Source organism: Agrobacterium leguminum (assembly GCF_005144435.2).
Lineage (GTDB): Bacteria > Pseudomonadota > Alphaproteobacteria > Rhizobiales > Rhizobiaceae > Agrobacterium > Agrobacterium leguminum.
On sequence record NZ_CP120211.1, the window covers coordinates 2,438,725 to 2,450,859 of the forward strand.

10 protein-coding genes are annotated in these 12,135 nt (G+C 60.6%); 5 read left to right on the plus strand and 5 right to left on the minus strand.

What is annotated here, in order from left to right:
• Position 1: 1 nt before the first annotated feature.
• The 5 genes from CFBP4996_RS11755 to CFBP4996_RS11775 all read left to right on the plus strand — a co-directional run bounded on the left by CFBP4996_RS11755 (position 2) and on the right by CFBP4996_RS11775 (position 5,892).
• Positions 2 to 1,000, plus strand: coding sequence for an ABC transporter permease (locus tag CFBP4996_RS11755; RefSeq protein ID WP_080853051.1), 999 nt, complete (start codon positions 2 to 4; stop codon positions 998 to 1,000).
• Positions 997 to 2,172 (plus strand): ABC transporter permease, encoded by a 1,176-nt coding sequence (locus tag CFBP4996_RS11760; protein WP_080853050.1) that lies wholly within the window; start codon positions 997 to 999, stop codon positions 2,170 to 2,172. Before CFBP4996_RS11755 ends, CFBP4996_RS11760 begins: the two co-directional genes overlap by 4 nt.
• A gap of 72 nt (positions 2,173 to 2,244) precedes the next feature.
• The gene (locus tag CFBP4996_RS11765; protein ID WP_080853049.1) at positions 2,245 to 3,453 is read left to right on the plus strand and encodes a glycosyltransferase family protein; all 1,209 of its coding nucleotides are present in this window, start codon (positions 2,245 to 2,247) and stop codon (positions 3,451 to 3,453) included.
• 43 nt (positions 3,454 to 3,496) lie between these two features.
• Entirely contained in the window at positions 3,497 to 4,744 is a 1,248-nt protein-coding gene (locus CFBP4996_RS11770; protein WP_162935969.1) for a glycosyltransferase, read from the plus strand.
• Entirely contained in the window at positions 4,741 to 5,892 is a 1,152-nt protein-coding gene (locus tag CFBP4996_RS11775) for a glycosyltransferase family protein (RefSeq protein WP_080853048.1), read from the plus strand. The genes CFBP4996_RS11770 and CFBP4996_RS11775 overlap by 4 nt, the downstream gene beginning before the upstream one ends.
• Here CFBP4996_RS11775 and CFBP4996_RS11780 read toward each other — a convergent pair.
• From CFBP4996_RS11780 to CFBP4996_RS11800, 5 genes are all read right to left on the minus strand, one after another.
• Positions 5,858 to 6,598: a copper homeostasis protein CutC gene (locus CFBP4996_RS11780; protein ID WP_080853311.1), complete on the minus strand. Its 741-nt coding sequence runs from the start codon at positions 6,596 to 6,598 to the stop codon at positions 5,858 to 5,860. The two genes, CFBP4996_RS11775 and CFBP4996_RS11780, sit on opposite strands and share 35 nt — an antisense overlap.
• A 26-nt stretch (positions 6,599 to 6,624) precedes the next feature.
• Positions 6,625 to 7,830 carry an MFS transporter gene (locus CFBP4996_RS11785; RefSeq protein WP_080853047.1) on the minus strand — a complete coding sequence of 402 codons (1,206 nt, stop codon included), beginning with the start codon at positions 7,828 to 7,830 and terminating at the stop codon, positions 6,625 to 6,627.
• Between the two features lie 62 nt (positions 7,831 to 7,892).
• The gene (locus tag CFBP4996_RS11790; RefSeq protein WP_080853046.1) at positions 7,893 to 9,326 is read right to left on the minus strand and encodes a M81 family metallopeptidase; all 1,434 of its coding nucleotides are present in this window, start codon (positions 9,324 to 9,326) and stop codon (positions 7,893 to 7,895) included.
• A gap of 12 nt (positions 9,327 to 9,338) precedes the next feature.
• On the minus strand, positions 9,339 to 11,258 hold the full coding sequence (locus CFBP4996_RS11795) for a beta-N-acetylhexosaminidase (protein ID WP_080853045.1): 1,920 nt from the start codon (positions 11,256 to 11,258) through the stop codon (positions 9,339 to 9,341).
• Positions 11,259 to 11,302: 44 nt separating this feature from the next.
• Entirely contained in the window at positions 11,303 to 12,085 is a 783-nt protein-coding gene (locus CFBP4996_RS11800) for an SDR family oxidoreductase (protein ID WP_080853044.1), read from the minus strand.
• Positions 12,086 to 12,135: the final 50 nt, after the last annotated feature.

Sequence of the window (12,135 nt, forward strand, 5' to 3'; positions counted from 1 at the left end):
TATGCTGCGGTATATTTTGAAGCGCATCCTCGTCATGATCCCCACGCTGATCCTGATCTCGATGCTGGTCTTCACCATCATCGAATTGCCGCCGGGCGATTATTTCGAAAGTTACGTCGCAGAGCTGCGCGCCATGGGCGAGACCGCGAACCTTGCCGAAATCGAGGAATTGCGCACCCGCTACGGCTTCGACCAGCCGGCGCCGATCCGCTATTTCCGCTGGGCGACCGGCATGCTGGTCGGCGATTTCGGCTATTCCTTCGAATACCAGCTGCCCGTCAGCGATGTGGTGGGAGACCGCCTGTGGCTGACGGTTCTGGTGTCCTTCGTCACCATCATCGTCACCTGGATCCTCGCCTTCCCGATCGGCATCTATTCCGCCACGCATAAATACAGCTGGGGCGATTACGGCCTGACCTTCCTCGGCCTGCTCGGCATCGCCATCCCCAACTTCATGCTGGCGCTGATCCTGATGTATTTCGCCAATATCTGGTTCGGCATCTCCATCGGCCATCTGATGGACCGGGAATATCTGAATCAGGCGATGAGCTGGGCGAAGTTCAAGTCGATCCTCGAACATATCTGGATACCCGTCCTCATCATCGGCACGGCGGGAACGGCCGGCATGATCCGCCGCCTGCGCGCCAATCTGCTGGACGAATTGCAGAAACAATATGTCGTGACCGCCCGCGCCAAGGGGCTTCACCCCTTCAAGGTGCTGACCAAATATCCCCTACGCATGGCGCTGAATTTCTTCATCTCGGATATCGGCTCGATCCTGCCCGCCATCATATCAGGCGCGGAAATCACCGCCGTCGTCCTGTCGCTCGAAACCACCGGTCCGATGCTCATCCGGGCGCTGCAAAGTCAGGATATGTATCTGGCCGGCTCGTTCCTGATGTTCCTCGCTTTTCTGACGGTGATCGGCGTTCTGGTATCGGATATCGCCCTTGCCATACTCGACCCGAGAATTCGCTTTGGAGGTGGTAACGTCAAATGACTTCATCCATCCCGAAACCAGGCGAAACCCTGCCCCACTACGTCTCGACCGCCCCCTTCGATCCGTCGCTGATCGAACCCAACACGTCCGGAATGGCGGCCTTCAGCAAGGCGTCGCAGCTGCGGCTCATGTGGTGGCAGTTCCGCCAGCACAAGATCGCGGTATGGTCCGGCGCTTTTCTGGTAGTGCTTTATCTTTCGATCCTGATCAGTGAGTTCCTCGCTCCTTACAATCTCCATACCCGCAATATCGAGCATATCTACGCCCCGCCTCAGGCCATTCACCTGTTCAATGACGGAAAATTTGTCGGCCCCTTCGTTTACGGCCGGGAAATGACGCTCGATATGGACAATCTGAGACGGGTCTACAGGGATGTACCGACGGATATCCAGCCGCTGCGCTTCTTCTGCAAGGGCGATACCTACCGTTTCTGGGGCATGTTCGAAGGCAGAACCCATCTCGTTTGCCCGGCGGAGGGCGGTGAACTGTTCCTGCTCGGCACGGATCGTCTTGGCCGCGACGTGCTGTCCCGCATTATTTATGGCGCCCGCATCTCGCTGACCATCGGCCTTCTCGGCGTCGCCATGAGCTTCGTTCTCGGCATTGTGATCGGCGGTCTCGCGGGTTATCGCGGTGGCACTTTCGACCTCATCGTCCAGCGCATCATCGAGGTCCTGCAATCCATCCCGAGCATTCCGCTGTGGCTGGCGCTTGCGGCGATCATGCCGGTGACCTGGAGCCCGATCCTCGTCTATCTCGGCATCACCATCATTCTCGGCATGCTGGACTGGACGGGGCTTGCGCGCGCCGTGCGTTCGAAACTTCTGGCGCTTCGCGAAGAAGACTATGTTTTGTCTGCACAATTAATGGGTGCCAGCACGCCGCGCATCATCGGCAGACACCTTATTCCCGGCTTCATGTCGCACTTGATCGCGTCGGCAACGCTGACGATACCGGGCATGATTCTCGGCGAAACCGCGCTGAGCTTCCTCGGTCTCGGCCTCAGACCGCCGATCACAAGTTGGGGAATTCTACTCACGGAGGCGCGCAGCGTCAGCGTCATTGCGCTATATCCATGGCTTCTCATCCCGACGATCCCGGTCGTTCTCGTCATTCTGGCCTTTAATTTCTTCGGTGACGGACTACGTGATGCTGCGGATCCCTTCAGATAAAATGGAACACCCTTTGATAAACTGCCCTTCCGCCATCGCCTTTTTTGTGAAAGGCAAAAAGAGGTGTGGCCCATGACCTCCCGTTTGAACGACGCGCGTATCCTCATGTACAGCCACGATTCCTTCGGGCTCGGGCATCTGCGGCGTTGTCGCACCATCGCGCATGCTCTGGTGGAGGATTATCGCGGCCTCAACGTCCTCATCATTTCAGGCGCGACGATTGCCGGCGCCTTCGATTACCGCGCCCGCGTCGATTTCGTGAAAATCCCGAGCGTCATCAAGCTGCGCAACGGCGAATATACGTCCATGGACAGGCATATCGATCTTCAGGAAACCTTGAAGATGCGCCGCTCCATCATCTACCACACGGCCGAAAGCTTCCAGCCGGATATCTTCATCGTCGACAAGGAGCCCATGGGCCTGCGCGGCGAGGTGGAGGAAACGCTCGCCTATCTCAAGGGACAGGGCACCAAGCTCGTCATCGGCCTGCGCGATGTCATGGATGCGCCGCAGCTGCTCGAAGCGGAGTGGAAGCGCAACAATGTCATGACAAAGATCGGCCAGTTCTATGACCACGTCTGGATTTATGGCCCACCCGATTTCCACGATCCGCTGACGGGGCTCGACGTTCCGCACACCGTTCGCGACAAGATGGATTTCGTCGGTTTCCTGCAAAGATCGAAGACGCAGGCCGAAACCGTATCGCATCGGCCGGAAGGCGATTACCTTCTCGTCACCACCGGCGGCGGCGGCGATGGCAGCGAATTGATCGACGACGTCATCAACGCCTATCGCCATGACAGCGAACTGACGCACAAGGCGCTGGTGGTGCTCGGCCCCTATATGCCGGCGGATCAACGCCAGCGCTTCATGAGCAGCGTTGCCGATATTCCGCATATCGAAATCATCGAATTCGACAACCGCATGGAAGATCTCGTCGCCGGTGCGCAGGCCGTCGTGTCCATGGGCGGATACAACACCGTCTGTGAGATATTGTCCTTCGACAAACCCGCCCTCGTCGTGCCGCGCACGGTGCCGCGCGAAGAGCAGCTTATCCGCGCCAGCCGCGCCTCGGAGCTTGGCCTTTTCGACATGCTTCTGCCGGAAGATGCCGAGAACCCCGCCAAGATGGCGGCTGCTCTGAAAGCGCTGCCGAACCGCGCACCGCCTTCCGTCAATGCACGCGGACTGAAGCTGGACGGTCTGGAAAACATATCGCGCCGGATAGCCGAATGGCTGCCGCCCGAGGGCGACAAGGCGCCGATCACGCTGACCGCGTGACCGGTTCCCCGACAAACACCGCTTCAAAAGAGACACGCGCAACGTGACCGATACAAAAAAAATCGTGGTGCTCCTCAAGGGCTATCCGCGCCTGTCCGAGACTTTCATCGCCCAGGAGCTTCTGGGGCTGGAAAAGGCCGGGCTTAAACTCGAACTCATGTCGATGCGCCGGCCCACGGACAAGAAGCGCCATCCCGTTCACGATGAAATCCGCGCACCCGTCACATATCTGCCGGAATATCTGCATGAGGAGCCGCTGCGCGTTCTAAAGGCGCTTTGGGCCTGTCGCAGGAAGCCGGGTTTCACCAAGGCGCTCCGCCGGTTTTTCAGCGACCTGCCGCATGATCTCAGCCGCAATCGCTTCCGCCGTTTCGGGCAGGCTGCCGTGCTCGCGCATGAATGGCCGGCGGATGCCGAATGGCTGCATGTCCATTTCATCCACACGCCCGCCTCGGTCGCCGCCTATACCCACCTCATTACCGGCACGCCCTGGACGATTTCGGCCCACGCCAAGGACATCTGGACCTCGAACGACCGCGACCTTGCCGCCAAGCTGCAAAGCGCCCGCTGGGCCGTGACCTGCACTGCCGGCGGCTTCCAGCATCTGCAGGCCCTTTCCGGGACCAGGCAGAATGTGCATCTGAGTTATCATGGCCTCGATCTCACCCGTTTCCCGCATTTCGAAACGCCACGACCGGCAAGAGACGGTTCAGATGCCGATGATCCGGTCAGGATTTTGAGCGTCGGCCGGGCGGTCAAGAAAAAGGGCATCGATATTCTCCTGCGTGCGCTCGCCTCGCTGCCGCAGAATATCCATTGGCGTTTCACCCATATCGGCGGCGGCGATGAACTGGCCTCCCTGAAGAAACTCGCTGACGAACTCGGCGTCGCCGACAGGATCGTCTGGACCGGCGCCATGGATCAGAAGCAGGTGCTGGAGAACTACCGGGAAGCGGACCTCTTCGCCCTTGCCTGCCGCATCACCAGCGATGGCGACCGCGACGGCCTGCCAAATGTGCTGGTCGAGGCCGCGAGCCAGGCGCTGACCTGCATCTCCACCAATATTTCCGGCATTCCGGAGTTCTTCGTCAGCGGTGAAAACGGCCTGCTGACGGAACCGGAAAATCCGGCCGCCTTCGCAGAGGCCCTGCGCACGGCCATCACCGATCCGCAATTGCGCCAGCGTCTTGGCAGTGCCGCCGAAAACCGTGTGCGCACCGCCTTCGACCATCGCACCAGCATTGTCGAGCTGAAGGCCCTGTTCGAGACCGAGTGGGAAAAAACGCCATGACCGATACGGAAAAACGCCCCTGCGTCTTCTTCTACGTCCAGCACCTTCTCGGCATCGGCCATATCGCCCGCGCCAGCCGCATTGCCAACGCCCTTCAGGCGAACGGTTTCGATGTCGTGCTGGTCACGGGCGGCACGCCGGTTCCGGGCTTTCCGGGCGAGGGCATCCGCCATGTCGAATTGCCGCCCATCGCCGTCAGCAACGGCAGCTTTGCCGGCCTGGTCGACAGTTCCGGCAAACCGGTGGATGACGACTTCAAGAGGCTGAGAACCGACATGCTGATCGGCGCCTATCACGGCGCCAAACCCGATATCGTTATCATCGAGGCATTCCCCTTCGGTCGCAGGCAGGTGCGTTTCGAATTGTTGCCGCTTCTCGATGAGATAGAAGACAGCGAACCACGCCCGCTCGTCATGGCGTCGCTGCGCGACATCTTGCAGGAAAAGACCAAACCGGGCCGGGACGAAGAGACCGTTTCACTGGTGAAGAAACATTTCGATGCGGTGCTCGTCCATGGCGATCCGGATTTCGCCCGGCTGGAAGACACCTTTCCCCTCGCAGGCGAGATCAGCCAGCGCATCGTCTATACCGGCCTCGTCGCCCCCCTTCCACCGCCGGAACCGGCGGAAAAATTCGATATCGTGGTTTCCGCAGGCGGCGGCGCCGTTGGGGCCGCACTCATACGGGCTGCTCTCGAGGCTGCCTCCCTCTTGGATGGCATCAAGAACTGGTGCCTCGTGACCGGTCCAAACATGCCGCAGGCGGATTTCGATGCGATCTCGGCGCGGGCGGCGGGAAATGTGTCCGTCTTCCGTTTCCGCAAGGATTTCGCAAGTTTGCTCGCCGGCGCACGGCTTTCGATTTCACAGGCCGGTTACAACACCGTCTGCGATATTCTTCAGGCAAAATGCCGCTCGCTTCTGATCCCTTTCGCAGCCGGAGGCGAAACCGAACAGAGCGCCCGCGCCGAACGGCTGGCGCGGCTGGGGCTGGCGCATGTGCTGGAGGAGAAGGACATTTCGGCGCAAGCGATGGCCGATGCCATCAAGGCGGCATTGTCCCTGCCGGCGCCCGGCACGATCACGCTCGATCTCGATGGCGCGGCCGGAACGGCTAGAGCGCTGCGCCGCCTTTATGATGAGCGGTGAGGATCGTCTTCAACTCGCGAACCGCCGCCTCATCGGTAACCTTGCGCCCTGCGCCCGTGAAACCGAGCTTCGCCACCCTACTGTCGGGATCAAAGGATGGAACGGCGGAACAGGATGCGTGGATTTCCGTGATCGGAAAGCGATCCAGCAAGGTCTGAACGCTCTGCGGACGCACGCCGGCACCGGGCATGATGACGATCCGGCCTGTGGCCATCTCGGATAGGTGGGCTAGAGCCTCAATCCCTTCAAGCGCCGAACGCGCGCCGCCTGAGGTGAGAATTCTTGGGAACCCCAATGCGATGGCGGCTTCCAGCGCCTCTTCCATGTCAGGCACGACATCGAAAGCGCGATGCAGCGTCACATCCAGCCCGTCGGCATGACTGCGCAGTTCTTCAAGCAAGCCGATATCGAGAGAACCATCGCCACGCGATGCGCCGAGCACCACGCCGGAAAGACCGGCCGCCCTTGCCGCATCAATGTCGCGTTTCATCACATCCGCTTCGTCGCGTGTGAAGACGAAATCACCGGCGCGCGGCCTGATCATGACGCTCACCGGCAACCCACAGGATGCCGCGCGCTGCATGAAACCCGCCGATGGCGTCACACCGCCGCCCGAAAGCGCCGCGCAGAGCTCGATCCGATCGGCCCCGCCGCTGACCGCCGCTTCCAGACCAGCGACATCGTCCACGCAAATTTCGAGAATCATCGTAACCTCTTTCATTTGGGTGGCCGTTACCTGCGGCGGCCCTTTCCATCAAGCGCGTAAAGCATATAAACGCCGCCGAGCCCCACGATCGCCCCCAATATGGAGGTTCCCGAATAGCTGGAGACCAGGGTTCCAACGGCAAAAATCAACGCACCCAGACCAGCCCCAAGGAAGATATTGACCGCAATCAGCGAGCTTCCGAGTCCCGGCCGGTCCGCGATCAGTTCCTGCAAGTAGGTAATTGGAATGCTGATGATCGCGGCGGCGCCCAGCGCACTGATGACCGTTTGGGCGTAGATATGCCACGGTGCTGAAGCAAGCCCCTGCAAAATGAGATAGATGGCGTAAAGCCCCGCTCCCGCCGCAAGTGTCAGTGTCTGCGGAACCTTCTTCTCGATCCAGCCCCACAGGAGAATGAAGGCGATTTCCAGCGCAGCGACAATGCCCGCAACAATGCCGATATCCGCCACCGTGCCCCTCGCCTGTCCGGTTATGATGAGCGAGCGCACGGAATCGTTGAGATGCAGCATCGAGCAGATGAGCGCAATCGCGATGATCCGCAGCAGCACCCGCCGCGATCCGATTTCCGCAAGCGAGGCACGCAGGCCGAACCGCGCTTCGGTATTTGCCGATGCCGGCGTGGCGGCGCGTGGCAGACAGAAGGCGACGAGCAGAAAGCAGACAAGCGCGCAGATGCCCGAAAACAGGAATGCCATCAGCATATTGCCGGAATTCACCAGAAAAACACCGACAATGCCCGGCACCAGCACCCAGGAAAGCGAGATGGTTGCCCGCATGATCGAATTCACCGCGATCATCTCACCCGTCGAAAGGTTGCGCGCATCGGCGCGCACATGGGCGAAGATCAACGAATTCATCGCTCCGAAAATCGGCAGAAGTACCAGCTTTGCAGCGACAAACGCGGTGGCGTTGCCGGCCAGATAGACCAGCAGATAACCGCTGACGCCGAAGAGCGCGATATAGAGCATTGGCTTGCGATATTCGCCCAGCCTGTCTGCGACGATGCCCATCAACACGCTGGCGCTGACATTGATGATGGCGGCAAACAGCATCAACAGCGAATAGACGCTGTTGCTCAGCCCGATTTCGCGAATACCGATGACCGCCTGATAGGGAGCGGTCGCCGCATTCGAAAACCCGAAGAACAGGATGGCGAGCGCCCCGATGCGGATCGACGGATTGTTGATGACGATGGAAAGAGCCGACGGCATGGATATTCGCCTGAGATGATCCGGCACCGCCGGATCGCTGGGTAAAAGCTACCGAACCGCTGTCATCGCCAGCGGGCCGAAAGGATGGGCTGAGGGGTATAATCGAAATGCGGCTTCCATGGGTAAAAATCGCCGTCCCGGCGGCGATTGGAAAGATTTTCGATATCCTGATTGATGACCCCTTCCGTCAGTGCCATGAGGTTGGGATTGGCGATAGGCGCAAGCTCCGGTGAAAGATAACCGGACTTGACGACCAGCAGCCGCACCTCCTTTGGATTAAAGCCGAGACGGGTGAAATCGGAAATCATGTGATAAGGCCTGCGCCGCGCCGCCAGAATGACCGTGATGCCGCCGATGGCGACCACTGCCTGCCGCTGGTCAGCAGCACCGGGATCGTCCAGTTTCACAACACGGGCCTCGACGGTCACGGACGGGCTCTGCGGATCGAGACTGCCGCCGATCTTCAGGGAAAGCGCGGCACCTTCGCCGGCCGCAAAACAGGCTTCGACCGCCGGTCTGTCAGTGATGCCGCCCAGCAGCGCATCCTGCCAGTTGCGCGCAATCAGTGCGACCAGAACATCGGCGCGATCGCCAACCCCGCCGCCGGTCGGGTTATCGCCGGAGTCGGCCAAGATGATCGGCCGCGTTGCCGTGTTTTCGGCGATATCGAGAATGGCCTCAAGCGGCTCGGTCACGGGTCCGAAACGAAAATCCTGCCGGGCATTCCAGTAGGATTGCGCGATCTCGATCGCGACCGCCTGTGCGGCCGCTTTGTCCGTTCCCGTCACCACGGCGCAGGCCGTCGCCCGGGGTTCGTCCGCCCAGACGTAGCCGATCATGAAATTCGCATCCCAAATGCCGGGCCGCGCATCGTGATCCGGCAGAACGGCATAAAGGCTTTTGGTGGGTTCGTCTTCCGTGGATGTCTTCTCCCCCGGCAGCAGAACGGGGATTTTCGCCCAAGCGACGCCGGGCTTTTCGCCCGTCTTCAGGGCCTTCAGCAGCATCGTCCACGCCCGCACCATCGTCTCGCGCACATCGATATGCGGCGCAGTTCGATAGCCGGCAAATATGTCGAGCTGATTGATGATCGTCTGGCTGACATTGCCATGCAGATCATAGCTCGCAGAGACCACGACATCCGGCCCGACGACAGCGCGGGCGCTTGAAATCCAGTCACCTTCCGCATCGTCCATACCTTCGACATTCATCGCGCCATGCATGGCGAGATAAAGCCCGTCCAGCGGCAGGCAGGCCTTAAGGCGTTCGAGAAACTCCGCCTTGAACGCCTCATAGGCCACGCGCGAAACCGGTCCGCCCGGCACTGCCCGCGCATGCAGAAGCGGCAACACCTCCGCCCCGCGCTCGCCGAGGAAATTGAAATACTCGGCCTCCAGCAGTTCCGCGCCGCGAAAGACGCGGAAGTCCTGCTCGCCCATCAGCACCGGCGAATAGGTGCTGCATTCGGTATGAATTCCACCCACGGCAATACGCATGTCGGTTTCCCCTCAATAAACCGGGTTCAAGGGGACGATGGCCGCAAAACGCAGCCAGTCCTTTTGCGCCTTTGGCGTCCACGCCGCCTCGGCAATCGCAGGCAGACGAGGGAAAACCAGATGGTTGAAATAAGCGCGATTGAGGAAATGTTCGGACCAGATGCAGGCCTGAACGCCCTTCATCCGCTCCTTCAACTCCTCGGGAAATTCGCCGACAGCCTCATAGGCATAAGTATGCGAAGGCGGAACAGTGCCGGCCCAGCTTGCGCCCGGCTCCTGCCATGCTTCATCCTGCACCATGTCGAGATAATAGGCCTGACCCGGCGTCATCACCACGTCATAGCCCTGCTTTGCAAGCTCAAGCCCGACTTCCGGCTTCTGCCACGCCATAAGCAACGTTCCGGCCGGATCGACACCACCGCCGTGGGAAACCTCGTCCCAGCCGGCAAGCTGGCGGCCGCGCTCATGCAGCATCCCCTGAATGCGCTTCATGAAATAGGACTGGATGCCGAAGGTGCCGTCGAGCCCTTCCTTTTCCATCAGCGCCTTGGCAAGCGGCGAGGCCAGCCACGACCCATCCGCAACCTCATCGCCGCCAATATGGATCAGCCGCGACGGGAACAGCTCCACCATCTCGTCGAATATCTTGCCGAGGAATTCATAGGTCGGCTCGATGGCCGGGTTGAGCGCATTGTTCGGGTATCCCTGCACAGAGCGGTAGCTGTCCGGCGCTTCCTGCCCGTCCGTCAGCTCCGGATAGGCCACGAGAGCCGCCGTGCTGTGGCCGGGAATATCGACTTCCGGCACGATTTCGACGTTCAATGCTGCCGCATGCGCGACGACCATGCGCACCTCATCCTGCGTGTAATAGCCCGACACCGGTTCAGCCCCGTTACCGAGCTGCGGCAGAAGCGGCGCATCCGGACCGCGCGTGGCGCCAACGGTGGTCAGCAGCGGATAGGCCTTGATTTCGAGCCGCCATGCCTCGTCATCCGTCAGGTGCCAATGGAAGCGGTTCATGCGCAGCCATGCGAGAATATCGATGAGCCGCAGCACATCGCCTGTCGGATAGAATTGCCGCGAGACATCGAGATGGCAGCCGCGCCAGCTATAACGTGGCGCATCGCTGATGGTGCCGGAGGCCGGGAAGCGGAATTGGGGATCGATGCGCGCGCCATGCAGCAGCTGCGCCAGAACCGTCAGGCCATATTGCAGACCGGCAGCGGCCGAATATTCCACGACCACCGCTTCTTTTGAAAAAGTGAGGCGATAACCTTCCGCTTCCAGCCCGCTATGCCGCTTGAAACGAAGCGGTTTTCCCTCATGAACCGGCGCAAGGCTGAAGGGCACGTGCCCGACGGCAAAAAGCCGGCGGAACAGCGAAAGCACGGTTTCCACCGCAAACACTTCTTCTGCACCCGCATCTTCCGCCGGGAAGAGCGCGACGGGAAAACCCTCGCCCGGTTCGGCATCGATTTCAGCGGGCCAGGGCTGGATGGAAAAGGGCAGATCGAGCTTGCCTTCGGGAAGCAGCACCGGTGCCGGCTCGCTGTGACGCCCATCCAGCATCACGTCACCGACATCGACGGCGCGATGCGTCCCGTCGGCAAGGCTGACATAGGCGGATTTCGCGCCATCCGTGCGATGTCGGGCCGGCCGCAGCAGACCATCGACAGTGAAGCGCCAGGATTTCCCCGGCTCGAGCACGAAGTCCGCCGGCGGTGCAAACTCATGGAAATTGGCGTTGCGACGCAGATAAACGGCATTGTCGCAAGCGGGCTTGTCTACCGTCCGCGTCAACGACGTGTAGACGATGCGAAAATCCTTCAGCGGCTCGCGGGAAAGATTGACCAGAGTAAAGGTAAAACCGCCCGAGGTGGAATCTTTGAGCGGATGCCAGGAATTTTCGAGACGATAATGTGCGAGCGCCATGATGCTCCCCTTTATTGCGCATTGAGCCCTCAGGAGGGCTTCGGTCAGTAATGTTCGGATTGCGAGAAGGTCCGGGCCAGCGGCGCCTGCCCCGCCGTCAGTCCGCAATCGACCGGCAGACACACGCCGCTGATCGCCTCCGCCTGTGGGCCGGCCAGAAAGGCGACGGCGTTGGCCACATCTTCGGGCCTCACGATGCGTTGCAGCGGATACCAGTGCTTCGCCTCTTCGAAGACCTGAGGATTGGCGACGGCCCGCGCCTCCCATGCCTGGGTGCGCACGGTGCCCGGCGCAACGGCGTTGGAACGGATGCCGAATTTGCCGTATTCCACGGCGATCAGCTTGGTCAGGTGGATCAACCCAGCCTTTGCGGCGCTATAGGCCGGGTGGCCGAAGACCGCCATACCGTTGACGGACGTGATATTGACCACCGACCCCTGGGTCCGCTTCAGCGCTTCTTCGAAAGCCCTGAAGCAGAGAAACGGCGCTTCCAGATTGAGGGCATTGTCCCTGCGCCATATATCAGCGGTCGTGTCGTGCAGGCTGACCGCTCTTGCCGCACCCGCATTGTTGACGAGGGTTACAACATCGCCCAGCTCCGCGACCTCGGCGGCCAGCCTCGCAAGGTCCTGCGGATCGGTGACATCGCAGGTTTTCGCAACGAAGCGGGGACTGGAAAGCAGGGATAGCGCGCTCGAAAGGGCGCCGGGGTCGATATCGACCAACACGACCTTTGCATGGCTTTCAGCCAGCGCCGTGGCAATTGCCCGGCCAATATCACCTGCCGCGCCGGTAACGACGGCGAGCTGGCCTTTCCTGTCCTTCATCTCCTACAACTCCCTTGAAGCTTTCCGACCCACCGCAAAGCGGGTCTCAG

Coding starts and splice junctions, on each gene's coding strand:
- CFBP4996_RS11755 (WP_080853051.1), top strand. CDS start 2: ATGCTGCGGTATATTTTGAAGCGCATCCTCGTCATGATCCCCACGCTG.
- CFBP4996_RS11760 (WP_080853050.1), top strand. CDS start 997: ATGACTTCATCCATCCCGAAACCAGGCGAAACCCTGCCCCACTACGTC.
- CFBP4996_RS11765 (WP_080853049.1), top strand. CDS start 2,245: ATGACCTCCCGTTTGAACGACGCGCGTATCCTCATGTACAGCCACGAT.
- CFBP4996_RS11775 (WP_080853048.1), top strand. CDS start 4,741: ATGACCGATACGGAAAAACGCCCCTGCGTCTTCTTCTACGTCCAGCAC.
- CFBP4996_RS11780 (WP_080853311.1), bottom strand. CDS start 6,598: ATGATTCTCGAAATTTGCGTGGACGATGTCGCTGGTCTGGAAGCGGCG.
- CFBP4996_RS11785 (WP_080853047.1), bottom strand. CDS start 7,830: ATGCCGTCGGCTCTTTCCATCGTCATCAACAATCCGTCGATCCGCATC.
- CFBP4996_RS11790 (WP_080853046.1), bottom strand. CDS start 9,326: ATGCGTATTGCCGTGGGTGGAATTCATACCGAATGCAGCACCTATTCG.
- CFBP4996_RS11795 (WP_080853045.1), bottom strand. CDS start 11,258: ATGGCGCTCGCACATTATCGTCTCGAAAATTCCTGGCATCCGCTCAAA.
- CFBP4996_RS11800 (WP_080853044.1), bottom strand. CDS start 12,085: ATGAAGGACAGGAAAGGCCAGCTCGCCGTCGTTACCGGCGCGGCAGGT.